Here is a 25,757-nt window from a genome sequence, read left to right as displayed (position 1 = left end):
TGAGAGGTGCGGCAAGAGGTAAGCCAACCTTTGAGGGGGTTGGCTTACTTCAAACCTTTGGGTTCTAAATTATCAATCTTTTTTGATGTCTCGGATCAATTTGGCTACATCAATTTTATCACCCGGCCGGATAGAATCATCCACGGTGAGCAGCACCACTTTTTTTGAACCGCTTTTATAGTAAATCTTCTGGCCCATTTTGAGGGAAACGCCACTATTGGACATGGGGGACAGGTTTGGGTTCATTACATCAGGAATGATCAACGGGATTGATTTGAGTGAAGAATTGTGTAGTGTAAAATTCACTGTAGGGGCATTTTCGGGATTATAGGTATCAGGCTTCTTCTTTACAAAATCAATGGAAAGACTCATGTTTTTCAAGGAATTATTCCTGAGCTTGAGAATGTGGTTTTCGTCTACAGAGACGGTTGCATTCCCGTATCCGCCAAGGCCAAACCCCTTTACTTGCTTGTTGGTGATTGGGTTAATGACCGAAACATCAATAGGCGTTCCTGAGGAGTTGCTCAGGTTGACATCATAAGTAGCAAATTCCGGATAAGTGAGTTCTACGGACTTCATAGAGCCGATTTCAATTTTTTCGTTTTTTACCATCAATACGGTAGCAAAAAGCATAGATGTGAGGAGCGTGAGTGTTTTCATTTTTCTTTCGTGTTTAAGTTTTTTGACACACCTGTGTCTGATTTGATGTCCAAAGAAAACCCATACATTTTCACCAATCGCCTTAAAATATGTTTTGAGACCTCAAATGGAATATTTTGAGGTCTCAAATAATTTGAGACCTAACAAGGAGAAGGTCCAAAAGTTGGCAAAAGGAAGAAATTTCTCACTCAGGTTATAATTAAAATATTGTGGTCACACAAAGTAAAATCCCAATCAGCGAAGCTTCACCTCTTTAAAAAAATCGAGAGTACATTTGACAAAGCGAGAGTCTACTTTAAGATGTTGGTTCATCATCTGACTCTTGGTCTGTCGGAAGTCAAAAGCATCCGGGGTTGAAAAAACTTATGGAATTACTGTCCTGCTCTGAATTTTAACGGACTGGTCTGCAGGTGTTTTTTGAAAAAGTTGTTGAAATGGGTCACTTCAGTAAATCCCAAAGCAAATGCTATTTCTCCCACATTCCATTTGCTGTGTTTGAGCAGGACTTTGGCTTCCTGTATTAGCTTTTCAGCGATCACCTGTGAGGTGGTTTTACCGGTGGTTTCTTTGACGGCGCGGTTGAGGTGGTTGACGTGGACATTGAGGTGCTCAGCAAATTCGGAAGCTGAGCGCAGGTCGATTTGGGGATGGTTGTCCTCGACGGGAAACTGCCTTTCGAGCAATTCCAAAAACATGGCGGATATCCTTTGGGCGGCATTGAATGGCTGTCTGTCGGCCAAGGTATTGGGCTGCAGCTTGAGTCCATAATGGATGAGTTCCAGGATCAGACTTCGGATGCTGTCATACTTGTATTTGTATTCCGAGCTGAAGTCGGTTTCCATTTTCTTAAAAACCGCCTCCACTTCCTCCACCTGTTGGTCGGAAAGTTCGAAGACGTGGTTGCCGGTTGGCTGGAAGATTTCATATTGGCTGATATTGCCAAAGTCATGCATGAAATGTTGGTTGAAGATGCAGTATTGGCCTTTCAGGTTCTCATGGTGCTCCCATTTGTAGGGGATCAAAGGATTGGAAAATGCCAATGCCTGCTTTTTGACCTCGATGACCTGATCCGCATAGAACACTTCACTTTTGCCTTTTACCAACATGACCTTATAGAAATCCCGTCTCCGGTAAGGTATAGAGGTGGTTTTTCCTTGGGTATAAGGTTCCAACCGGAACATGTTGAAATGCCCGATGTCGTTCCTGATATTCTCAGGAAGCCAATTGAATTTCCTTTTGTAAAATTCTTCAAGACTTTCGGGTTTGTCCATGTTTTTAATGATATATGCCTTCGGGGAAATAGATATATGCCTGCGGTGATATTTGAAAGATATATGCTGCGCGAAATATATTGATATAAGCCTTCGGCGATATAGAAATGATATAAGCTGTGCGATATATATTGATATAAGCCTGCGGCGATATAATTTTTAAGCATCAAGCCTGAGTGGCAGAAATTGAGGCTTAAGTTCCGCAACCTATTTCAACTTTATTTCTATTTATTTCCACCATATTTCTTCTTTGACTCCAACCAATATCAATTAATATCCAGTATCCACTAATATCTATTTAAAGTATCGGATTCGATCTTTTGACAAATTCATTGTTGAAGGAATAGATCAGACTGATGTTCCAGATCCAGTTGTCCACTTCAATCTCAGACACTATCACTTTACTGACAATTCCTCCCAGAGATATCGGAAAATTTTTCCTTCCTATGACCATGGATGAACTGGCAAAGAATCCATCTTTTTCATTCATCTTGAGGTAAAACACCTGAGGACGGGCATTGAAGAAATATTTCTGGGAAATAGGAATATTGGTAAATGAAGGCCCAATGGTCACAAATTGATTGAGTGAATAAGGGACTTTGCCCAAACTTCTCCCTGCGAGGTAGAGAAAACTCAGTTTGGTTTTTGGACTGATGGTGTAGGAGGGCGAGATTTCTGCTGCAAAAAACCTTTGGGTCTTGGTGGTTTCGACCATCTGACCATTGGCATCAGGCTCCATGGTAGTAGTGAAAATAAAGGCAGGATGCGCGCCGACATGCAGGTTAAATTTACCGGACTTGACGATTTTGTACCGCCACCAAAAGACAAAAGACCAAGGCTTACCATCCAATGCGAAACGCAGTTCGGGATCGAAACTCAGCCTTTCGCCGCCCATCGACATTTCGAAAATCGCTGCCGGTCTCCCAAGCGAAAATGCCGGAATGAGAGAAAGTCCGTTGTTGGTCACACTGATATTGCCACGGAAATAGCTTGGTCCTTTTCCGGAATTATCCTGAGCAAAAACACCCGTACTTATAAATAGAACGAACACCAAAAGGATCATCGCTTTTCTCAAGGCCAACCTATCAAGACCAAAAATCAAATAGTGTCTTTCCTGTGGTTTTGGCGATGGTTCTTCTCCTATATTTTGGAAATACTGCGTCATGTTCCTGTTTTTGAATGCTTTTTACTTAGTTCGAGTGTACAAAATTACCAAATGAGAAATGGTAATATTAACTTTTTTCAAAGCAAAAATTACGATTTTCAAACAATTGCTGATGGGGAAAATACATAAGGTTTATTCAAGGATGTCAGGCAACATTATCCATTTGTTCGAAAATCTTTAAAAAACATTCCTTCCATGTAATTGCCGATATGTTCGAAAGCTTTTCAGGAATGTTTTCCTAATTTTAAAAAACCCCAAAAACCTGCTATTATGAAGTCACTATTAAAATTAGTTTTGGTTTTAATCTCGGTCGCCATGATTGGCTGCAATCCTGCGAAGGAAGAAGAGCAGGCTCCAAAGCGCCCCAACATCATTTTTATCATGTCGGATGACCATGCTTACCAAGCCATCTCCGCCTATGATGACCGCTTGATCCAGACTCCCAATATCGACAGGATTGCAAAAATGGGCATGCTCTTTACCAATGCAAGCGTGACAAATTCGATCTGTGCGCCAAGCAGGGCCACCATATTGACCGGAAAACATTCCCATATGAACGGGAAAGTGGACAACCATTTCCATTTCGACACCACCAATGTGACCTTTCCACAGCTCCTTCAGGAGGCAGGTTACCAGACCGCCATGTTTGGCAAACTCCATTTTGGTAACAATCCCAAAGGCTTTGACCAGTTCAAAATACTTCCCGGTCAGGGGGCATATTACAATCCGGAATTTATCACCAAAAACGAAGGCAATATCACCTTAGACGGCTATGTGACGGACATCGTGACGGATATGACCTTGGATTGGCTCCAAAATGAACGAAAAGCAGAGCAGCCCTTTATGCTGATGTACCTGCACAAGGCGCCACACAGGTCTTGGCTGATGGCTGAGCGTCATTTGGAGGAATTCACGACGCGGACTTTTCCGGAGCCTGCTACACTTTTTGATGATTATGCAGGCAGGACCTCTCCGGCGGGAGAGGCAGAGATGAATATCCTGAAGCACATGAGTTGGGCGGGGGACAATAAGGTTTTTCCTGAAGTGATGGATGAATTGGGGATACCCGAAATCGGGTTTGACAAACGCCGCTATGAAAATGAGTACAGCCGCTTCACTCCTTCCCAAGAAGCCAGTTTCATGAAGGCCTATTCCAAAGTCAATGAAGACTTCAAAAAAGCTTATCCCTCCATGACCGATCAGGACAAGATGAAATGGAAATACCAACGGTACATGCAGGATTATCTTGGAACTATCCAGGCTGTTGACGAAAATGTCGGAAGGCTTCTCGATTACCTTGAAGCCAATGACCTGATGGAGAATACCATCATCGTCTATACTTCGGATCAGGGTTTTTATTTGGGGGAGCACGGCTGGTATGACAAGCGCTTCATCTATGATGAATCTTTCAAAACCCCGCTTTTGGTGGCTTGGCCGGGGCAGGTGAAGGCCGGTACCCGCTCAGATGAACTGGTTCAAAACCTTGATTTTGCCCAGACATTCTTGGAGGCTGCAGGCGTCCAAGCACCGGAGGACATGCAGGGGGAAAGCTTGGTTCCGCTTCTCACAGGACAGCAAGAGAAATGGACAAGGGATGCCGTGTACTATCATTACTACGAATACCCCGCGGAGCACATGGTCAACCGTCATTATGCCATCGTGACAAAGGAGTACAAGCTGATCCATTACTACTATGTAGAAGACCAATGGGAACTGATCGACCGTAAAAATGATCCCATGGAGCTCCGCAATGTCTACCAAGATCCGGCCTATGCCGAGATCAGGGAAGATCTTCATAAGCGGCTAGAAGCACTGAGGGCAAAATACAAGGACAACTCCCAACTCAGTCAACGCTATATCGATGACTTTATGAAGGATGCAGCCGACGGCAAAGTGTTTGGCGTTACCAAGGAAAAAGTCGAAGCAATTAAGGAAAGAAGGAGTAAAATAGAGCAGGCAGGAAAATAATCTTCCTTCGGAAAAAAGTAGATGAAATGATGGTAAACTTTTGATTGGTATGACGATTTGAAAAAAATTAGAAAATCTAAATTTTATCTTTTGGCACTACTCAATCTCCATTTCCAATAGGGCATAACTCAGAGATTTCCCATGGGCATCCAAGGCCAGAGAAGTGGTCACACCCGGCCCCAAAGCCTGATAGCAGGTAAATTGTAAGGCATGAATCCCTGGAATTTCATAGCGGATCACCTCACCCTTAATCAGATGTGAAAGATGTTCTTTTACCTTTTCGGCAGTTACTTTCTCCAACAACAATCCATAATGCTTTTCCTCAAAAGGAATGAGAGAAAGCATCAGGATATTTCCTTTATCTCCTGCCCGGCTGTGAGCTATTTTGGAAAGTTTGATCATGATTCTAAAATTTCAAAAGTTGTTTTGACCTTGTTCCGGTCCATCAAAACTGACACTACTCCTAAAAGTTCCCGGACGCTTTTCCTTGCTCCCCCTCCCCCTGCAGGCCCGTTGGTATAAAGTGCTTCGACCTCTTCACCGATAAGTGCCGCAGTTTTTTGGTCCTTGGATTTTCCTGAGACCCTCAGCCTGATCTCATAGGGAGTGGTTACGTTTCCAAAATCAGTACCATGGAGTGAATTCAGACCGATGTAGTCGATTCGGAATTCAGGATACAGGTGGCCGATCCGTTTTTCAATGATGACCCCGGCTAATTTGGCCCTTGTCAAGGCATTGGCACCTGCATAGGAAATCTCCCCTTCACCCACAAATCCTGCTTCATAACCTACACTGACTTTGAGTTTTTCAGGTTTGGATTTGCCGCTTCCTCCAGAGATCTGTATTGTATCATTTTCAATTTGATCAATAGTAACTTCCTTGAAATCTGCCACCACATCAGGCGTAATATAATTACCAGGATCAATGACTTCGTACAAAATCTGTTCCTTGGCTGTTTGGACACTTACCTTCCCTCCTGTTCCTGGTACTTTGGAGATGGTAGCCGTTCCGTTGTCGAGAATGTCAGCAAATGGAAATCCAAGGTTTTCCAGCCCATCAACAGGCTTGCTGACAGGATCTGCAAAATATCCACCCGTGATCTGTCCTGCGCATTCCAACAAATGCCCAATGACAGTTCCTTTTCCCATCAACACAGGATTATTGCTATCCCAAGAAAACTCATGCACCATCGGAGCCAAAAAAAGTGAAGGATCCGCAACCCTTCCGGTCAGAATTATATCCGCCTCGGATTGCAAAGCAGGCAATAACGCGTCAATTCCCAAATAGGCATTGGCAGAGACGATTTTGCCATGAGACTGGAGCGGTAAACCCGTTTCGAGGCAGTTTTCTTCTGGATCCAAAAGTGACAAAACATCGTCACCAAGCACCACGGCAACTTTCACTTTCAGTCCTTGCTTTTTGGCAATTTCAATGATTTTATTTCCTGCGGCCAAAGGATTGGCTGCACCCATATTAGTAACCAAACGTGTACGGTGCTTTACCAGTAAGGGCAACAGTCCTTCTATCCTTCGTTCAAGCAGTGGATCATAACCAAGTGAGGGGTTGATTTGCTTTTGCTTTTGTGCCAAGGCAATGGTCCTTTCGGCAAGACATTCCAGCACCAGGTAGTCCAGATTGCCCTTTTCGGTGAGGATGAGAGCAGGTTCTATCCTGTCTCCCGAGAAACCCGCACCGCTGCCAATCCTGATTGATTTTTTCATATTCCTGAATTAAACAACTATTACCCCCATCAAAATGGAAACTGAGAGCATCACCAAGGTAACCAAAAAAGCCCAAGGGATGGTCTTGACCTGATGCTCCCCGAGGTCCACGCCGGCCAACCCGATCAGCAAAAATGTGGAGCCTGTCAAAGGACTTACGGCAAAACCAGTGGTCATCTGACCTAAAATCGCAGCTTTTCCCACTTGAATACCCGAGCTTCCAAAAGTCTCAGCGGTATTGGCCAAAAGCGGCAGCATCCCAAAATAAAATGAATCCGGATCAAAAAGCAGACTTGCAGGCATAGCCAAAATCCCCGTGATAAGGGGAAGCTGCATCCCCAAAGTCTGTGGCAAAATGTCTGAGATACCTGCCGCCATGGCATCCATCATCCCTGTTCCTTTTAAAACTCCTGTAAAAACCCCTGCCCCAAATAGAATGGATGCCATCAGCAAGGCCGATTTGGCATGGGCATCGATGCGGTGCCTTTGGTCTTCCATTTTGGGATAGTTGACTGTGATCGCTATAGCAAATGCCAACATAAATACCACATAAGGCGGAGCCCAAGCTGCCATCATGGTTGTAATGGCCAATAGAATCAAAGCAAGGTTGAAGTAAAATAATTTTGGACGGATCAGCTTGTTGTCTTTTTCCAGAGCAGCATATCCCTCAGCCATCTTTATCATTTCTGTACCTAGCCTGTTTTTTTCCTTTTTGCCAAGGTAAAAGGCGATACCCAATACGGTCAATAATCCAATGATTACTGGAATCATGATAGGGAAAAACAGGTCCATCACCTCCACTTTCAAAGATGCCGCCGCCCTGATAGTGGGACCTCCCCAAGGCAGGATATTCATCGTCCCGGCAGCGATGGCCACAATAGTGGCAAGTGTGAGTCTTTTCATTCCCATCGCATCATAGACTGGAAGCAATGCAGGAATTACGATGAGGAAGGTAGTGGCGCCTGAACCATCCAAATGGACCAACATGGCCAAAAACGCAGTGGCAATGGTTATTTTCACAGGATCATTTCCTGCCAATTGCAAGGTCCGGGAAATGATCGGATCAAAAGTCCCTGCATCCATCAGCACCCCAAAAAACAAAATGGCAAAAACAAACATGACGGCTGTTGGCGCAATGCCTTTGAGCCCCTCTCCCACCATTGCCGATAATTCAGAAGCAAATCCAGCCGCTAAACCCGTAATCAGAGGCACCAAAATCAGCGCTACCACAGGCGAGGCTTTTTTGGAAATAACCAAAAACAACAATACCCCAATAGTCAACAATCCATAAAAAGCCAGCATGGCGCAAAATTGGAAGAAATTCCAATCTTTCAAAATCGGGGATTCAAATATCCAAAAATCCGCGTATAAGGATTTCCTAGCGATCAGGATAAAATAAAATTTCTTCAGATAACTCTAAAATAGAAAATCAGGAAGCCAAATATTCAAAGAGAAAATAAACCAAGTAAGACTAAATATTTTTTAAACTAAACAGTTTCTTATAAATTGAATTTCATTAAATCAGCTTGTTGTGACTATGAAAAATTATTTACTTCTCTTTTTGGCTCTTGTGATATTTGGATGTGCTAAAGAAAAAACTCCTGAGGAGGTTTTTCAGGGGGCCAAAGAAAAATTTTATGCTGCAGAGCAAGTCAGCTTTAAACAGGTGATGCTGTGGGAAAATCCTTTATTGGGAGAAGTCGATACGTTTTTATATGAGTTGAAGCTTCAAAAACATCCAAATATATTTTTTGAATACAATTACATAGGCAGGAGAAAAGATTCAGAATTATCCTATCTGGATGATGTATTGACCACCATCAATCACAAGGACAGCACTGTGACGATTCATTCAGAGGAAACCAAACCTGGAAATGAAAATTTTGCGAGTTCAAATACCTACCTGGATTTTTCTCCTGTAAATCTTTTAAAAAAGTCACCATGGATTTATAAACAGGACACGGCAATCAATGGAAAAACCCACCTGAACTTCTATTGGGTAGAAATGGATACTATGATCAGTGAAAAGAAGATTTACCTAGAAAACAACATGTTTATCAATCCTGCCAACCTGACTGTGAATTTGTTATCGCGCAGGTTGTACCACGATGGAAAAAGAAGCCAATTGATTGAAAATGTTTTTGAGGAATATGAATTCTCCGCAATTAAAGACTCTTTGAGGATCAATCCACCCAAGGGCTACCTTTCAAAAATCGATGGACAGACTGACAAAGAATCTCCCAAAATATTGGCTAAAGGCGAAATTGCTCCTGATTTTGAACTCAAAGACCTTGACGGGAATACGGTCAAACTTTCAGATTTCAGAGGTAAAAAGGTTTTGCTTGACTTCTCAATGATCAATTGCGGTTGGTGCAAAGTCGCATTGGAAGAATTCAGCAAACCGAATTTCGAATTTGCAGCCAACATGGTTCCCTTGTATATCAATCCCGTAGATCCCAAGGAAAAAATGGAGAAATACGTTTCAAGAGTGACTGTTCCATTTCCTGTCCTCATCGACGCCAAATCGGTGGGAGAAGCATACGGTGTAAGCGGCTACCCTACCTTTTTTCTGATCGATGAGTCAGGCAAAATAGAAAATGTGGAAGTAGGGTATTCAGATGAATTGATGGTGAAATTGAATAAGGGCGGTTAATGCCTTTCTTTGAAATCTAATCATAAGTATACAAAATTGTGTACCCTCCCAAAGGTTTTATGGGTAAATCAGAATTAGGACCAAAAGCCTTATCGAACCCTTCATCCGTATATAGATATACTTGGTAATCCTGTGGAAACCTTTCTGAAAGGGCATTTTTATAAATTTTACTTGAAAAAAAATGTACAATTTGTGAAGCATTCATTTCATCCAATTTAGAGTTTGGAATGTGGATTCCGTCTAACCAAAGGGCAAACTTTTTGGAATCTTTCCAACCTTCAAAAGTCTCGGAAGTTGGATTTGCTTTTTTTGGTGCAGGGGGTGGTTCTGGTAATCTGGCTTTTTCAGATTCAGAAAGATCGGAATAGAATTTCTGGGTTTTGTTGCCGTTTTTATCCTGAATGTAAAAGGTGGTGTGTTCGTAATACAAATCTTTTTTCCCTGATGGAATTGAGTCGGAAGGAACTGTTTTTTTCTCAGACTTAACCAATTCAACGTGGGTTACACCATTATCAAAAAGCGCCATCTGTAAATCAAAAACATCTCCGGTAGAAATGCCTTGGTTTACTGATACTCTCGCAACAAGGCCATTTTCCTTTTTGGGAACCTGTTTGAGAATCTCACTAGTCCGGGCCAATGGGTAGGTCTTGTTATCAACTGATACTACATCGCTTTCTATATAATTTAAGTGAATGTCAACATCATCTCTTTTATCCTCTCCTAGGTCAAGATAGTTCGTCGTCCTGGGCATTCCTTCAACTTTCTGGGCAATGACCCGTTCGCTGACGAAATAAACCAAAGCCCCGAGTACAGGTAGCAAGGCTATAATCTTGATCCATTTCATCGATCTTGTGGTGTTATGTTTCATCATTTCCAGTCTTTTTTTGGTGAGTGAAAAATTCAAACTACTTGCCAAACCAAAATTTTGTCCCGTCAAAACCATAGATAAAAGCTCAAGTTTATATTTTTCGACAGGAATCATTTTCAAAGCAGCTTGGTCAGCGATAAATTCATGGTTCAATTTGATGGCGGTCTTGACCCAATACAATCCTGGGTGAAACCAAAAGAAAACCAAAAGAAATTCGACCAAAAGGTTATCCCAACTGTGCTTTTCCTGCACGTGGGTGGACTCATGAATCAGTATCGCATCCGTAAATTTTCCGCTTTCAAAATCTGAATGGGAGACAAAAATATATTTCAAAAAAGAAAAGGGAGGGCAATCTTCATGGAGCATCACGAGGTTTTCCCCCCGGTATTTGATCAAAACATTCCGGTTTACTTTTTCAAATAAAATGTTGATGTTCCTTATAAACCGGACCAACAATGCAAATGTGATCAACCCATAAAAAAGGATCAGGACCAGCTTCCAATCTAAGCTTTTTTCGGCTTGGGAAACGACCGGCTGCATTTCCAAGCTTTCCACGGCAGGTACAAATTCGGTTGGCACTTCAGGTTCAAACAGCGGCTGTGTGGCAGCAACTTCAATGGTAATCAAGGGTATCAGGAATGACACCACCACTGAAAACAGGAGGTAAAACCTGTTGAAATGATACATGGCCTCTTTCTGCAACACCAAACGGTGAAACAACAGAAGGAGAAGTAGGCAGACCGCGGATTTGATGAAGTAAAGTGCCATTATTTTTTATTTAGGAGGTTGTCAATATCGGCTTTGATTTCGATGAGTTCCTCATCGCTGAGTTGGGTCTTTTTTGTAAAAAAAGAGGCAAACTGAGCCGGTGAATCATTGAAGAAGTTTTTTATCAAGGCATTGATGTGCTTGGAGAAATAATTTTCTTTGGTCACCAAAGGATAATATTCCCGCGAATTTCCAAATGTCTTGTAGGCCACAAATTCCTTTTCCTGCATCCGTTTTAGCAAAGTGGAGATTGTCGTCGATGCGGGTTTTGGTTCTGGATAGGCATCCAAAAGGTCTTTCATGAAAGCCCTTTTAAGGCTCCAGAGATGGTTCATGAGTTCTTCTTCGGTTGGGGAAAGTTTCATTGTCTAGATTTAAGATCGATATCTACAAATGTAGATATTAATTTTAAATCTACAAGTGTAGATCGTTTTTTTTTTGAAAAAGAATTAAAAAGCCAGCCTCATTCCAAAACCTTAAGGGTTGTTTTATCATTATTATTTTTTATTCCCAACTTGCTGCCATGAATCTGAACCTCTTCGAACCGAGTACCAACCCAACCAATAACCTACTCCCAAAAGATGGGATTGTCAATTATTACGGGAAAATTTTCAATCCCAAAGAAGCTGATTTTTACTATGAGGTTCTCCTGAATACCATCGAATGGAAAAATGACGAGGCACACATTTTTGGGAAAAAGATCATCACCAAGCGTAAAGTAGCCTGGTATGGAGACCGGGAGTTTGAGTACACTTACTCCAATGCTACCAAGACAGCCCTGCCATGGACCAAGGAACTGCTGACGCTTAAAGAAGCCATCGAAAAAGAAACCGGGGAGACTTTCAATTCCTGCCTGCTCAATCTCTACCATACCGGAGAGGAAGGTATGGCCTGGCACAGCGACGGGGAAACAGACCTCAAAAAAGACGGCGCGATCGGTTCGGTAAGTTTTGGTGCCGAGCGGAAATTTGCCTTCAAACACAAAGAAACCGCCGAGAAAGTGGAATTGGTTCTCGAACACGGAAGCCTGCTCGTGATGGCAGGTAAAACCCAAACGCATTGGCTCCACCGGCTACCTCCCACCAAGTTGGTCAAAAGACCAAGAGTCAACCTGACCTTCAGAACGATAGTTGGCTAATCAAAAACCCAATATTCCACGGTTCATTCCACTTTGACGACCGGGAATTCTGTGATCCTGAGCGTCGTACAGCCATAAGGAACAAGAGTAATCTCCTTTTGCCTTTGGGTTACTTCATTCAAAGACATGCTTTTGGGAAGGTTTTCCGGGAGCTGTGGCGCACTGTTGACAGTTCTCCATTCCGGCACATGAACACCTTTTAATCTCAGCTCGATAGGCGCGTTTTCCAGATTCCATGGAAATTCCCCGTTCCAGTCATTTTCGATGATTTCGATATTGCCGCTCAGATTCGAAAGGGTGTTGGCTTCAAGGGCAAAGTTCCAATCACTTTTCGGAAAAACTTCCCAAAAAGCACGGAAGCGGTCTTTTCTGTCTTTGATTTTATTTTCAGATTCGATTTTCAAACTGAATACCAAAGGTCCTCTTTCAATAGACACCAAGTCCCGATACCAAGTAGAGTACGTCAATTCCATGGGCAGGGTCAAAGTAACCTTGTCACCACTCTTCCAGGTCCGCTTCAGCACAGCCACTTGACCGATAACTTCAAATTTCTCCTCGGTACCGTTGATTTCAATTTTGGGATTTTGGGACCAATCCGGAATCCTGAGGTGAAAAGGGAATAACGCATCTTCCGAAAGCTCCATTTCGAAATGGGTGGTTTCACGAAAAGGAAATCCGGTGGTTTCTTTGATTTTGAGCGTGGCTCCGTGGCCAACGGTCATTTCTACGCTGCTCGGGGCATATAGCAAAGCAGCCACTCCTCCATCCGGCGTCGCATAGAATAGATTCTGTACAAATTTTGGCCAAGACTGTTGCATGTTGGTCGTGCAGCAAGGATAACCCGAGAGCACCCCAAACACAAAATCCGTCCCCTCGTGATTGGTTTTCTCAAAGGAAGTTTCAAGCTGATCGGTGAGTTCCACTTGATTAGCTGCCTGAAAATATTGCCTTGTCTGGTAATCATCCGAAACCTGTGTCGGGAGGGCGTTGTAAGTGATTTTTTCCAGCAGGTCTGCGAATTCCATGTCGCCGGTTATCTTGAGAATGGTTTCCAGAGAAAACATTTCTTCGGCGATGGAGCACAACTCAACTCCCTGAACAGGATTATTTCCGTGAAGGGGCTCATCGCCTCCATACATTCCCTGTGCCTGCCCGTGATATTGCTGCAGGTCTTGAAGTGCTTTTTTGACAGCAGGCAAGGCTTGGGAGTCTTTGCTTTTTTGGAAATAAACCATCGGCTGCTTGAGGCTTTGGGCGACATTGACAGTATGCAGTCCGGGGACTTTTGACAGGGTCAGGTTCCCGATTTCTTCCCGATCAAAAGGAAAGCGCTTGATTTTATTGTAATGCCAGACATCTTGATATTGGACAGCATTTTCCGCATTGGTAAAAATCTGCTGCCAAGGAAAAGTCTGTTCCTGAATCAAATCCCCCAATTCCAACAGGAATGCATCTCCGGTGATATTATACAGCCAATAGACGACCATTAGGTTATCCCCTGCCCTGCGGTTTGCCCAAAGGGAAAGGTAATCCAGCGGTTTTTCGGGAAGGGTTTTTAATTGGTATTGGAAATATTTGGTCAAAGCAGCAATTACCCGTTCATCGCCTGTAGCCTGATAGTATTGCTGCAGGACTTTGAGCATGACCATTTTCGGCCACCAATCCTCCCTTGGCCCTTTTTGGATTCCTTTTTCGGTTTCCGGTTCGGTCTCAAAAGGAATTGGTCCAAGGTAGCCGGATTCCGCCTGATTGTTCAGCGTCCACTCAATCCAGGTTTGTGCTTTTTCCTTGAGGCGCTCATCATCGAGGATATAGGCCAAAGGCAACAGACCATCTATCCAATAGGGACCCCGTTCCCATCCATCTCCATCTCCGCCAAGCCATCCATTGCGCGCACCTACCACCTCGGGGTAAACCTCGTCCAGGTGTCCGGTCAGTCCTTTGGCCATGCGCTGAAGTTGGTCCTGCAGCCATCCTTCGGCCTTGATACTTCCGAGGGGCAGTTCAAGGTAAGGGGTGGGCTCCAATGGTGCGCGGTTGACAAGATAATGGGATTTTACGGTAGATTCCTGAGAAGAGTCAGTTTGGGAACATGCAACCAACAAGGTACTCAGAATTAAAAAACAGGCTAGTTTTTTCATAGGATGGAGGAATTATTTTGGGTATTCCAAGTTAATTATTTCCATCCTGAAAAAAAGAAATAGAGCTGAAGATTGCCTTGGCTCAGGATTTATGGTGGATTTGATCAATCAAATTTATCACCTAAAGTCTTTATCCCATTTTCATCTCCCTGATTGTTTATCTCAAAAGTCCAGATAAAATCTCTGCAATCTGCAGATACATTTGCCCCGGGACAAGTTTGTTTGGTTCCTTCAATTACATAGCCATTGTGGTCGGAGGTTGATTTCAGCTTTTCTCCGTATTCATTGAAAAATCCTCCGTAGGTCTTTTGCCAAACCAACTGACCTGAACCATCAATATTCAAAAGTAAAACATCATAATTACCGGCCCCGAATGAGCTTGTGGAACCCAATACCAAGCAACCGCCGTCTTCGGTAGGAAGGATTTGGGATGCTTTGTCATAGCTTGTGCCACCGTAGGTTTTTTGCCAGAGGATATTTCCTCCGTGATCTTTCTTGGTGACTTCAATATCGCACTCGGTCTCAGAACCGCAATTCACTGTGGCTACTTCAAAGGCATAATTTTGGGATTCTTGACTTTCATTTGGTCTACTATTTGGCCAAAATAAGAATGTCAAAATAGACAATCCGACAAGCGAAAGCGATCCTAACAGGGGAATTCTGTACAGAGTAAAAGAGGAAAATAAGCCGTTCATGGTTTTGGAATGTTTAGAATTTGGAACAAAGGTTTCTTTTTCAGAATCCTTAAAAAAACCAACCAAATCCACTTCCAGTACCTCGGAAAGTTTCTTCAAAGAATAAAGGCTTGGTTTGACTTCCCCGTTTTCTATTCTTTGGATGGTCCGCAGGGAAATGCCGCTTTGGTCTGAAAGTTCCTGCTGCGTAAGTCCTTTGGCAAGCCTCAGGGATTTGATTTTTTCTTCTGGATTCACGGTCAAATATCTTGTTTATAATCCTGTTCCAAAACGCCAAGCATGCGACATCTTTGCGTCATTATCCAAACTGCCATCCAAAGGGATTGTTGCAGGCAAAGCCTTGAATAAAACTTAAGTCTATGGCAATCCGTAAATTTCAACTAATTTTGTTTACCAAAAATAAAAAAATATGCAAGGTACAGTAAGAAACATTTTTTGGATTGGAATTGTCAGTTTGTTTATATGGACAGGTTGTAAGGAACCTTTAGAAGTTCTTATTCCAAAAGGAGATGATGGGCAGGTATTTGCCATCGACACCCAAGACAGCGAAATCCCCTATGTGGTGATCGACACCCGCGGTGCTTCGATTCCCTATGAACCGGGGGTGCAGGGTCAAATGAAAATCTATCAAGAGAAAAAACTGATCCAAACCCAACTCATTGATATCGAATACCGAGGCAAGACATCCTTTCGCCTCTCAGACAAAAAGGCATTCAACTTTGAAACTGTAGACGATGCCGGAGAAGGAGAGGATGTCTCAATCCTTGGTCTTCCGGAAGAGGAAGATTGGAGGCTTATCGGCCATGTAGTCAATATTCCCGAAAGGTATATTTGGGACAGAAGCCTGATGTTCAACCACATTGCTTATGAACTGTCCAATCAGATTGGAAAATATGCAAGCAGGGGAAAATTTGTCGAAATCGAGGTGAATGGGGAGTATATGGGCGTATATTACCTTTGTGAAAAAGTAAAAAGGGACAGCAAAAGAATAGACATCAAATCCCTCAATACTTCCTCCACCAACCTCACAGGAGGCTATATTCTCAAAATAGACAAGGCTGATGCAGGCCCTGAACACGATGGAAAACCGCTTTCCTATTTTCTCAACAATTGGGATGATGATGCGCGATATACTGCCCAAAACAGCTTTCGCAGTACGTATGATATCTTAAGAAATCCCATTACTTTCCCGGCATTCGGTTCACCGTACCACCCGAACCTTTATTTGGAAACCTACTTCATGTATGAGTATCCAAAAGCGGAAGACATCACCGATGCCCAAAAGTCTTATATCGCCGGCTATCTTGACGATTTTGAAACCGCCTTACTCCAGGATGATTTTGGGGCAGGCGAAAGGACATATGCCAACTATATCGATATCGGAAGTTTTGTGGACTACTTCCTTATCAATGAACTTGGCCGCAATGTCGATGCCTACCGCATCAGTACATTTTTGGTCAAAGACCGGGATGGAAAATTGGCTATGGGGCCGGTTTGGGATTTCAATATTGGTTTTGACGAAGGAGGAAGGATTCCGATGGACGATTGGGTCATCAATTACAACAACTATGTCAACCAAGACGCTTGGATGATGCCTTTTTGGTGGAACAGGCTGATGGAAGACCCAATATTCCGCGAAGCTGTAAAATCCCGGTGGACAAGTCTGAGAAGCAGCACCCTAAGCAATGGAAACCTCCAAAAACTGGTGTCCGACACGTCTAAATACCTTCAAGACAATAAAGCCGTGGTTAGAAATTATTCCAAATGGGAGGTGAATGCGGACCGAACTTACGACCAATCCATCCTTGACCTCCAAAACTTTCTCAGTCAAAGAGCCAATTGGATGGATACGAAGATTGGAACATTCTAAATAAAATTGTACCCGGCAGGTTTTTGAAACTTGCCGGTTTTTTTTTATCAAATCCACAAACCTCCCATTCCTGTAAATCCACTGTCCAAGCTCATTGCTTTGATTTAACTTTTACAGATCAAACCAAACCCATTTTACCTGCTATGAAAAAATATTTTCTATTCCTCCTGTTTGCCGCTTTACTTGTCCATTTTTCCAGTAATACAGCCCTTGCCCATGCCAATGAAAAACAGATCAATGCCTCAACTTCGCCCGGTGAATACAGATGGGTGGTCGAAGGCTTTGATTGGGGTCCTGCCATCAACAAAGTCATTCTCAGTTTGGATGAAACCGTCAAGGAAACCAGTGCTGCTAACTATCAGGTATTTGCAACTCGGAGTCTGGAAGGAGCGCAGATTCCGGATGAAAGCGCGTCAGGAAACAGGGATGTAGTATATGCCTATGTTTCTGATGAAAATGGAAACAGGCTGAGCGAAGGCGGGTACATCACCTTGGTTTTGGCGGTTAGTCCTGTCATGCCAATAGGCTCGGCTTTTCAATATACGAGAATCAACAATCGCGGCTCCAATTATTGGGTGGATTACAAAATGACCATTGTCCATACCAAAACCGGGCATGTCTGGAATAGACCGACAGGAAAAGTCATGCCCATGGTGGACCAATTTGATTTGACCAAAACATTCCAATATGAGAATGGACTGAACCTGTCTTATGCTTCTTTTGCCCCTAAAAATCCCTCAGCAAAAGCCCCGTTGCTCATTTGGCTGCATGGAGGGGGTGAAGGAGGAAATGACCCTACCATTGCATTGCTTGGTAACAAAGCTGCCAATTACGCTTCTCCTGAAATTCAGGTCCTCTTTGGTGGAGCATATGTATTGGTACCCCAAGCGCCCACATTTTGGATGCAGGCAGCGGAAGGAATGACCCGTGGAAAAGACAACGACATTTACAATGAAGCAGTATTTGCTTTGATCCAGGATTATGTTTCCAAAAACCCCGGTATCGACCCAAAGAGGATCTATGTAGGCGGTTGTTCCAATGGAGGCTATATGTCTCTCAAACTGATATTGGAGCACCCTGATTATTTTGCCGCAGCTTACATCAGTGCTTTGGCTTATTCCAATGAATTTATCTCTGATGCTCAGGTCCAAAAAATCAAAAACGTGCCGATGTGGTTTATCCATTCCAAAGATGATGGGACCACCAAACCGGAGGAAACAGTCGTTCCGCTATACAAAAGACTAAAACAGGCCGGTGCAAAAAATGTGATTTTGTCCTATTATGACCATGTCACCGACATCACGGGATTTTATGGAGGAGAAAATTACCGCTACAACGGACATTGGTCTTGGATTTATTCCCATGCCAATACCGCCAGAACGGATCTGGACGGATCTCCAGTCATACTCAACGGACGACCGGTCACCATCATGGAATGGCTGGCCGCGCAGAAGAAAAAGTAAGGGTTGGATAAGTTATTACCATTCATGGTGACTGGATGAAATGGGTAATAAACTTCGATTGGAAGGATTCATTTGGAAATTTGAGTAACAAACTGTTGGCAGTCAACACATACGGGGACAAAATTATATTGACCGATTTAATGAATACTCCCTAAATTCATTAAATTAACGTGAAAGAAATATCCCATGAACTACCCAAGCATTTTTAATGACGTCATCGGACCAGTTATGAGGGGACCTTCGAGTTCTCATTGTGCTGCTTCTTTGAGAATAGGAAGGATCTGCCATGACTTGATGGACGGCAGGATTTCTGAAATCCAGATTGATTTTGATCCAAACGGTTCCTTGGCGACCACACACAAAGAACAAGGTTCTGATATGGGTTTGTTTGGTGGATTCTTGGGTTGGGAAGCCTATGACGAGCGCTTGGTTCATTCCGAAATACACCTTGGTGCAGCAGGGATCAAAGTGAATATCGAGATCAAGGACATACAGGCCGAGCATCCCAATACCTACAAGATCACCCTGAGCAATCCTTGGGAGACCCATCAGGTAATTGCCATTTCAACAGGCGGAGGGATGATAGAAGTGATCGAAATTGATGGGACAAAGGTTTCTTTGGCCGGTGATTGTTTTTTGACCTTGATTTACGCGACCGATAAGCAAAAGCTGAAAACCTACTTACAACAATCCAGTATCTTCGAAGAGCTTGAAATCCAAACAGACGAAGGGGATTTTTTAGCAATCAAATCATCTGCATTCTTGAATGAAACCCTAATTGAGGAAATAAAGGCAATGGAAGGAGTTTCCCAAGTGAAACAGATCAAGCCTGTGCTTCCTGTCCTTACAGGAAAAAACCAAACCGTACCATTCATTACCTGCGATGAAATGATGGCATACAACCAAGACAAGAATTTGAGTCTCTGGGAATTGGCAGTCAGATATGAAAGTATCCGTGGCAATATTACCTCAGCAGAAGTGCTTGCCAAAATGGAACAAATCCGCATTATCCTCAAAAATGCGGTGGAAACAGGTTTGAAAGGAACTCAATTCGAAGACCGAATTTTGGGTCCTCAATCTGTGAAATTCAAATCCATGATGGAGGACAGAAAACTGATCAGCGGGGATGTTCTGAACCGGATCATCATGTATGTGTCAGCGATCATGGAAGTCAAAAGTTCCATGGGCGTGATCGTCGCCGCCCCGACCGCAGGTTCCTGCGGTGCGATGCCGGGTGCAGTTCTTGGGGTTGCAGATTCTTTGGGGCTTTCTGATGAGGAAACCGTCCAAGCTTTAATGATTGCAGGTTTAATCGGGGTGTTTATAGCGGCGCATTCCACCTTTGCAGCAGAAGTGGGAGGCTGTCAGGCCGAGTGTGGTTCGGGTGCCACAATGGCTGCAGCAGCGATTGTCCATTTGGCCGGAGGCAATTTAAACCAAAGTATTTCTGCAGCTTCGATGGCTTTGCAGAGTTCTTTGGGAATGATTTGTGACCCGATTGGGAACAGGGTAGAAGCTCCATGCCTCAACAGAAATGTGATGGCAGCCTCCAATGCGCTTTCCTGTGCCAATATGGCCTTGGCAGATTATGACCATCTCATTCCTTTGGATGAAGTCATTGAGACCATGTATGAAGTGGGAAAAAGTATCCCCAATACCCTGAGATGTACCAATCTCGGAGGATTGTCTATCACCAAGACGGCCAAGGAAATCGAGGCGAGATTGACGCAGAAGTATTTTTACAAGAATTGTTAATTTCCTCCCAATTGATGGATCGTATTCTGAATCAATCCTTTTAAGTCTTTGCCATCTTCATCCTTGATCCGGTATTGGATTTCCATTCCCCAAGTGCGTTTGATATCTGGAATGGTCAATTGGATTGATTTTTTGTCTTTACCCAATACTGCTTTGGTGACTAACAATGTTTGTTCATTGTAGTGTTTAGACCCATATTTTCTTGATCGCAACAGATCCCAGGTTTTCACTGTGAAGTGGGCTGTATCGGCGACACTTCGTGCATCCAATTCATCTGTAAAGCTTAACTCAATCCCTTTGGTAGTAGCTTTGATTCCCACAGGAATTACCATTGGCTTATCTACTCTTCGGATTCGGTAAAGCCCTCCCAACTGTGGTTGGGTGGAACCCCATGCCGACAAGCCACAGAGGTAAAGTTGCTCATCGCCCGGATTGAATCGCCCACGCATTACTCCCGTAGAAAACCTCGGTATCGGCAGTTCATAGATACCTCCCTGAACTTGCTCCCCGATTTTTTCAAAAGGAACGACAAAGATTTTTCCATAGCCATAGGAAAAGTTAAGCAACTTCCCATTGAGAGGTCCCCACTTTTTGCTGTCCACCCACAAAAGTTCGGAGGGTGATTGGTCTCTTTCTCTGTCCACCCATACCAAAGGTTGTTCCATGCCTGCTTCAGTGCTGTCAGCAGGTGGATTATAGCCAAACATATTTCCATAAAACCCTCCTTTTTTCACCCAATTGATTCTGTTCATAGGATTCCAATGCCCTTCCTGGTCAGTCACAATGAAAGTGCCGTCAGGGTTGAGGCATACGCCGTTTGCAGCCCTGAATCCGGTAGCAATGATTTCGGTGTTCAGACCATCTTTACTCACTTTGATCAAAGTTCCATGTTGGGGTACCAAGGCCTCCCTGGCATGACGGGCACTTTTTGCATAATAGAGATTCCCTTCTTCATCTGCCTGCAGCCCCATCGCAAATTCATGGAAATGGTCCGTGACCTGATGGTCATTGTTGAAACTTTCATAAAAGTCGGTTTCCCCGTCTCCGTTGAAATCATGCAGTCTGACAATCTGATCCCTGCAAGTGACAAAAATTTCCTCATCGATCACTTTTATTCCCAAAGGCTGAAACAAACCTGAGGCGATTCGCTGCCAGGTGAGTTTTTCGGAATTTTTGGTAAATCCTTCCACCAGCCAAACATCTCCATCGGTAGAACAAATCACACCTTTGTTGGGGTCTTTCAAAAAGTCAAGACCGCTCAACCTGAATTGATTCTTCCATGGACTGTCAAAAGGTGGATTCATGATGTCCACCTGAAAAGGACCTTCCTGGCTTCCCTGTTGGATTAAAGTTGTCAATTTTTGTGGATACCTCGCCGGTCCCCCTTTGATCAGCAGATACAGATCTTCAGGAGGATTGGAAGTTTTGGCATACTGCTGAAGGCCATTCATTCCGGGTTTTCCTACCAATAATTTGATTTTATAGGATCGGGAGGATGGAATTTCCATCACTGTAAATCCCTTCTCTTCTTTTAAAACCACACCTTCTCCCAAGGCGGCAACCGATGTACCGCTTGGCGCAATTCTCATTTTCAGAGGTTTTTCAGAAGGAGAAATGTTTAAAGTTCTGGTAAAAACAGATTTCCCATCCAAAGTTTCCAAACCGAATGTTTCCAATACTTTGGCATTCCCTACCGTGTAGGAAATGATAACCCTATCTCGGTATTGGTACAGTCCTTTGTAATGCGACCATTCTTTAGGCAATGGTCCAAACTTCCTTTTGTCTCTCGCTGTAAACCTAGGATCATCAAATTTTCCGGTATTTGGATTTGCCCAAGCAGGTGCCACGGGATTTTCAAAATGTAAATCTCCCGTAGTCCTTGGGGAAATATTGTGACTTCCATTAAATAGGATAGCCTGCCAATCTATGAAACCTTCTCCAGTCCAAGCCCCTGCCACCCTCATCAGGTCATGGTCAAACATCATCCATGCATTTCCTGCAGCCACTCCACCTTCTCCGGAATCGAGTCTGACGGCAATTCCTTTGTAGGCATAATTGGCATTGATCAGGTTTTCGTCAGGAAGCGGCGAAGGACCGGAGGACCTTTCCCTTTCAGGGGCATTCAGGCCAACTAATTCATAGGTATTGATCAGAAAGTTGCCATAGTCCATTTCAGCCCAAGGTTTGAATTCCTTTGGGGCAGGCCCGGTGGTTGTTCCCTTGGGCAAGCCTGCCAAATAGGTTGAATCGATTTCAAAATACCGCTCTGAACTGTCTTTTTGTAGGTATGTTTCCCGCAGGTAATTGATGATATCATACTTCTCTACTGGAGTAAGGTTGACCTGTGGAGGCATGGACCCATATCCTCGGGTAAGGGTCTGATAGATCGAATAGGGATCTTTCCCCACTTTGAAGGTATCTTCCCAAAATTTGAATGCGGTAGGAATCGATCCCACCTGTTCCTGATTTCCATGGCAATTGAAGCAGATGTTGTTGTAAATATGTTCTCCGGTCCTGATGGATTCATCATGCCTGTCGCCCAATGCAGTGAGGAGGCCTTTATGGTCTATGTCTCTTTCATATTCGGGGAGGTCTGATTCCTTGAGGATAAATCCTGTCGGTGATTCGATTTCTTGGTTTTTGGGATTTGGATTGCATCCAAAAAGAAAGAGAAACAGCAGCAATGCTTGGAAAAAGGAAATGGGTTTATTCATTTTGCAGAGAAGTGGCTTTTGGATAATCCCTAATATATTGATTAGCAATTACTAAAAAAAGTTGACAGGCGAATCTGTTAAGAATCATTTCAGGGGTTTTAAGCCAAAGTGCTTATCAAAAAGTCATATATCCCTAGGTAAAGAATCAGATAAAAAAAAAGCCAGTCCTTAGAGACTGGCTTTTTTGAATATAGCTCACAAATTACAATTTCAATCCAAAGGTGAAATAAATTGTCCTGCCCTCCCCAGGCATAATTCCCGGTCCCGGGTAACCTCCCGCTCTTCTGGTAAAGTACATTTCATTGGTTAGGTTGTTGACTCCTGCCTTCAGGATATACTTTCTCTTTATATCCATGGAGGCAGAAATGTCCTGTACCCGGTAGGCAGGAATCAGTCCAACGGTAGAGGCAGCATTTGGCGCAACGGTGTTGGAAGCATCAGAAAATGCATCTCCGACATCGCTCAGCTGCCAGGTTACAGAAAACCTGTTGTATCGGTAGGTCACTCCGTATCGGTTGATTTTTCGGGGAGCATTTTCCACCCTGTTTCCTTTTAGATTGCCTTCGACGACAACACCTTCCCTAACCGAAGTCGTAGCAAAATCACCATACCTCGCATCGACAAAAGCAAGTGATGCAAAAAGGTGAAGGTAACCAAACTTAGACGTTTTGGTCAATGCTGTCACGGGGTCAAACTCCACATATCCTTCAAAGCCTTGGCTTACCGAGTTGCCCAAGTTAGTCCTAAACTGATTGATCGTGCCATCATTATTCTGTTGTGCAATGGTGCCAATCCTGTCTGCATAGTTCAGGTAAAAATACCCGACATCAAACTTCATCCAGTTCTGTACTGCTCCTCGGTATCCAAAATCAAAATTGAAACCCCTTGAATCCTGCAGGTTTTCATCGATAATATCAGTAGTGGCCGGCGGAGTAAGGTCAGAAATCAAAACAGGCCTATATGCTTGGGAAAAATTAGTATAAAACTCCATGGAAGGTGTGATTTTATACTCTGAACCAATTCCTACCAAAAGGAAATTCCTTGTTCTGTTTTGAGGTAGCAAAATCTGCTCTTGCTCATTGACGATATTAAACAACCCTTCCATGTTGGAAGAAATCCTTTCATACCTCAGCCCGGTGGTCAAAAGCCATTTGTTTGAAAACCTGAATACATTCTCAGCAAATGCTGCTTGATTGATATTGGTAAAATCAAAATCCCTTCTGAAAACACCTCCGCTTATAAGGTCAAAGTTCATTTCGGTACCATTGTCACCTGTACCTAATTGCTTTCTGTCAATAAATCCATTGAAATAGCGCAGTCCGGCTGCCAAGGTATTTGATTTGCCAAACAATGAATACTCGGTGATCATTCTTACTTCAGATCCATAGGTCGTGTAAAAATCCCTGTCTACCTGTCTATTGCCCAAATCATCCTCTTGGTTGATGGGACGCATAAAACCCACAGAATTCCTTTCCGCAAAAGTCCCGAAAGCTTTCCAGCTCAGCTTGGTATTTTCAGTCAAGATATATTCCGCTGTCAATGCAGGAATAAACCAAGGTGTGCTGAACCAATTCCTTTCACGAGTGCTTTTTCTTGGATCACTATTGAACTGCTCATCTGTCAAACCACCAGGTTGTTGGCTTTCTGTAGTCATGTAGGTCATTTCGAGGCCGATCAAAAGGCGGTTGTTGGCGGCATAATTTACTTCCACATGTGCATGGTCAGTATTGAAATAACTGTTGTCTCGCCAGCTATTCCCTACCCTCTTTTGATAATAAGCGGTATAATTCCATTTACCTTCGGTACCTCCCAGGTAATTGAAAGTACTGAAAAGTCCATTGCTCCCTACAGTGTTTAATGTTTCGAAAGTAAACCGCTTGGATTTATCAGGCTTACGCATCACGAAGTTCATCAATCCGCCAAATTGCGAGCCATATTGAATAGAGGACGCACCCCTGACAATTTCAATCTGTTCCACTACTTCCATGGGAGGAGTGAAATATGCCTCTGGATATCCCATAGGATCAGGGGTAATGTCATATCCGTTCATCCTGACATTAAACTCCCAAGACCTGTTTGGATTTAAACCTCGGGCTGCTACTCCCAACTGTATGCCCGAACCGTCATTTTCCCAAATGGAAATACCCGGCGTCCGGCTAAAAATCTGACGGCTATTGTTCATAGCAAGATTGGCATTGATCTCTCCCACCCGGATTACCTCATTTTTCTTTCCGGCATTTATCCGAAAACGGTCGACCTCAGGAAGCCGTTCTTGTCCCATGATTCCTCTGCTTACAGTAAATTCAAACGCATCCAAAGAAAGTGGTGCCTCTTTCAAGGTGATGTTCAGTTCTCGGTTTTCAGCATCTTTTATCGAAAAAGGAACCTTGATTTCCTCATAGCCAAGCATGTTGACCTTGAGCACGTAATCACCTCCAGGAATATCCCTCATCGTGTAGGTTCCTGAAAGATCAGATTGTACACCTCTCACTGTACCTTCTAAGATTAAAGCCACACCGGGAACAGCCTGATTGGTCTCATCCAAGACCTTTCCTTTCAACATATTCTTTTGGGCAAATGAGACATTCATCCCTATTAACAATGCACTTACTATCGAAAAAACCAGTTTCATTTTATAACTATAGTATTTATTTGGATTAATTTTAAATAAGAATACAATATTAAGAAATGACAGTTTTTTATCCAAAATTTATTTAGATCAATTCTAATAAAAAATTTATTTATGTGTTTGATTTGTTCCAATCCAGAAACAATCTGTTCATAAACGCACATATATATCAATCCGTTTTTTGATTTAACTTATTGATTAACAGATTATTAAAAATTAGGAGCAAAATTTGAAGAAATATTTTTATCCATTTCGATGGAAAAAAAATTCTAAACCAA

Annotated in this window: 18 protein-coding genes; 6 read left to right on the top strand and 12 right to left on the bottom strand. The window is 43.2% G+C overall.

Annotated features, from left to right (window positions below; all coding sequences use genetic code 11):
- Positions 1 to 72: 72 nt before the first annotated feature.
- The 3 genes from NK987_RS07345 to NK987_RS07335 form a co-directional block, all read right to left on the bottom strand.
- Positions 73 to 660: a hypothetical protein gene (locus NK987_RS07345; RefSeq protein ID WP_259263301.1), complete on the bottom strand. Its 588-nt coding sequence runs from the start codon at positions 658 to 660 to the stop codon at positions 73 to 75.
- Between the two features lie 371 nt (positions 661 to 1,031).
- Positions 1,032 to 1,931: a helix-turn-helix domain-containing protein gene (locus tag NK987_RS07340; protein WP_259263300.1), complete on the bottom strand. Its 900-nt coding sequence runs from the start codon at positions 1,929 to 1,931 to the stop codon at positions 1,032 to 1,034.
- 298 nt (positions 1,932 to 2,229) lie between these two features.
- Positions 2,230 to 3,096 carry a hypothetical protein gene (locus NK987_RS07335; RefSeq protein WP_259263299.1) on the bottom strand — a complete coding sequence of 289 codons (867 nt, stop codon included), beginning with the start codon at positions 3,094 to 3,096 and terminating at the stop codon, positions 2,230 to 2,232.
- 315 nt (positions 3,097 to 3,411) lie between these two features.
- On the opposite strand from NK987_RS07335, the gene NK987_RS07330 reads away from it, so the two are divergent.
- Entirely contained in the window at positions 3,412 to 5,064 is a 1,653-nt protein-coding gene (locus NK987_RS07330; protein ID WP_420841174.1) for a sulfatase family protein, read from the top strand.
- A gap of 96 nt (positions 5,065 to 5,160) precedes the next feature.
- Here the strand turns inward: NK987_RS07330 and NK987_RS07325 are convergent, their stop codons facing one another.
- The 3 genes from NK987_RS07325 to NK987_RS07315 are packed head-to-tail and all read right to left on the bottom strand — an operon-like array spanning position 5,161 to position 8,087.
- A complete protein-coding gene (locus NK987_RS07325) occupies positions 5,161 to 5,466 on the bottom strand; it encodes an AtuA-related protein (RefSeq protein WP_259263297.1) in 306 nt (101 codons plus the stop codon).
- Positions 5,463 to 6,785 (bottom strand): acyclic terpene utilization AtuA family protein, encoded by a 1,323-nt coding sequence (locus NK987_RS07320; RefSeq protein WP_259263296.1) that lies wholly within the window; start codon positions 6,783 to 6,785, stop codon positions 5,463 to 5,465. The genes NK987_RS07325 and NK987_RS07320 overlap by 4 nt, the downstream gene beginning before the upstream one ends.
- 9 nt (positions 6,786 to 6,794) lie before the next feature.
- Complete coding sequence (locus NK987_RS07315; RefSeq protein WP_259263295.1) at positions 6,795 to 8,087, bottom strand: CitMHS family transporter; 1,293 nt, start codon at positions 8,085 to 8,087, stop codon at positions 6,795 to 6,797.
- A 235-nt stretch (positions 8,088 to 8,322) separates the two neighbouring features.
- Here NK987_RS07315 and NK987_RS07310 point away from each other — a divergent pair, with 235 nt between their 5' ends.
- Positions 8,323 to 9,438: a peroxiredoxin family protein gene (locus NK987_RS07310; RefSeq protein ID WP_258424623.1), complete on the top strand. Its 1,116-nt coding sequence runs from the start codon at positions 8,323 to 8,325 to the stop codon at positions 9,436 to 9,438.
- A gap of 16 nt (positions 9,439 to 9,454) precedes the next feature.
- On the opposite strand, the gene NK987_RS07305 is transcribed toward NK987_RS07310, so the two are convergent.
- Together NK987_RS07305 and NK987_RS07300 are read right to left on the bottom strand one after the other, a co-directional pair.
- Complete coding sequence (locus NK987_RS07305) at positions 9,455 to 11,074, bottom strand: M56 family metallopeptidase (RefSeq protein WP_259263294.1); 1,620 nt, start codon at positions 11,072 to 11,074, stop codon at positions 9,455 to 9,457.
- Positions 11,074 to 11,439: a BlaI/MecI/CopY family transcriptional regulator gene (locus NK987_RS07300; protein WP_259263293.1), complete on the bottom strand. Its 366-nt coding sequence runs from the start codon at positions 11,437 to 11,439 to the stop codon at positions 11,074 to 11,076. Before NK987_RS07300 ends, NK987_RS07305 begins: the two co-directional genes overlap by 1 nt.
- A 164-nt stretch (positions 11,440 to 11,603) precedes the next feature.
- Between NK987_RS07300 and NK987_RS07295 the strand changes: the two genes are divergently transcribed.
- The gene (locus NK987_RS07295; RefSeq protein ID WP_259263428.1) at positions 11,604 to 12,212 is read left to right on the top strand and encodes an alpha-ketoglutarate-dependent dioxygenase AlkB family protein; all 609 of its coding nucleotides are present in this window, start codon (positions 11,604 to 11,606) and stop codon (positions 12,210 to 12,212) included.
- Between the two features lie 23 nt (positions 12,213 to 12,235).
- Here the strand turns inward: NK987_RS07295 and NK987_RS07290 are convergent, their stop codons facing one another.
- Positions 12,236 to 14,353 (bottom strand): glycoside hydrolase family 127 protein, encoded by a 2,118-nt coding sequence (locus tag NK987_RS07290; protein WP_259263292.1) that lies wholly within the window; start codon positions 14,351 to 14,353, stop codon positions 12,236 to 12,238.
- Between the two features lie 104 nt (positions 14,354 to 14,457).
- Positions 14,458 to 15,285 carry a helix-turn-helix domain-containing protein gene (locus NK987_RS07285; protein WP_258424618.1) on the bottom strand — a complete coding sequence of 276 codons (828 nt, stop codon included), beginning with the start codon at positions 15,283 to 15,285 and terminating at the stop codon, positions 14,458 to 14,460.
- A 172-nt stretch (positions 15,286 to 15,457) separates the two neighbouring features.
- On the opposite strand from NK987_RS07285, the gene NK987_RS07280 reads away from it, so the two are divergent.
- From NK987_RS07280 to NK987_RS07270, 3 genes are all read left to right on the top strand, one after another.
- Positions 15,458 to 16,918 (top strand): CotH kinase family protein, encoded by a 1,461-nt coding sequence (locus tag NK987_RS07280; protein WP_258424617.1) that lies wholly within the window; start codon positions 15,458 to 15,460, stop codon positions 16,916 to 16,918.
- Between the two features lie 143 nt (positions 16,919 to 17,061).
- A complete protein-coding gene (locus NK987_RS07275) occupies positions 17,062 to 18,381 on the top strand; it encodes a prolyl oligopeptidase family serine peptidase (RefSeq protein WP_259263291.1) in 1,320 nt (439 codons plus the stop codon).
- A 186-nt stretch (positions 18,382 to 18,567) separates the two neighbouring features.
- Positions 18,568 to 20,136, top strand: coding sequence for an L-serine ammonia-lyase, iron-sulfur-dependent, subunit alpha (locus NK987_RS07270; RefSeq protein WP_258424615.1), 1,569 nt, complete (start codon positions 18,568 to 18,570; stop codon positions 20,134 to 20,136).
- On the opposite strand, the gene NK987_RS07265 is transcribed toward NK987_RS07270, so the two are convergent.
- The gene (locus NK987_RS07265) at positions 20,133 to 22,850 is read right to left on the bottom strand and encodes a DUF6797 domain-containing protein (RefSeq protein ID WP_259263290.1); all 2,718 of its coding nucleotides are present in this window, start codon (positions 22,848 to 22,850) and stop codon (positions 20,133 to 20,135) included. The genes NK987_RS07270 and NK987_RS07265 overlap by 4 nt on opposite strands.
- 202 nt (positions 22,851 to 23,052) lie before the next feature.
- The gene (locus NK987_RS07260) at positions 23,053 to 25,482 is read right to left on the bottom strand and encodes a TonB-dependent receptor (RefSeq protein ID WP_259263289.1); all 2,430 of its coding nucleotides are present in this window, start codon (positions 25,480 to 25,482) and stop codon (positions 23,053 to 23,055) included.
- Positions 25,483 to 25,757: the final 275 nt, after the last annotated feature.

Origin of the sequence: Aquiflexum gelatinilyticum, from assembly GCF_024813435.1 — a bacterium.
Lineage (GTDB): Bacteria > Bacteroidota > Bacteroidia > Cytophagales > Cyclobacteriaceae > Cognataquiflexum > Cognataquiflexum gelatinilyticum.
The sequence above is the reverse complement of the archived record's forward strand: the minus strand, read 5'-3'. Positions and strand labels throughout refer to the sequence as shown.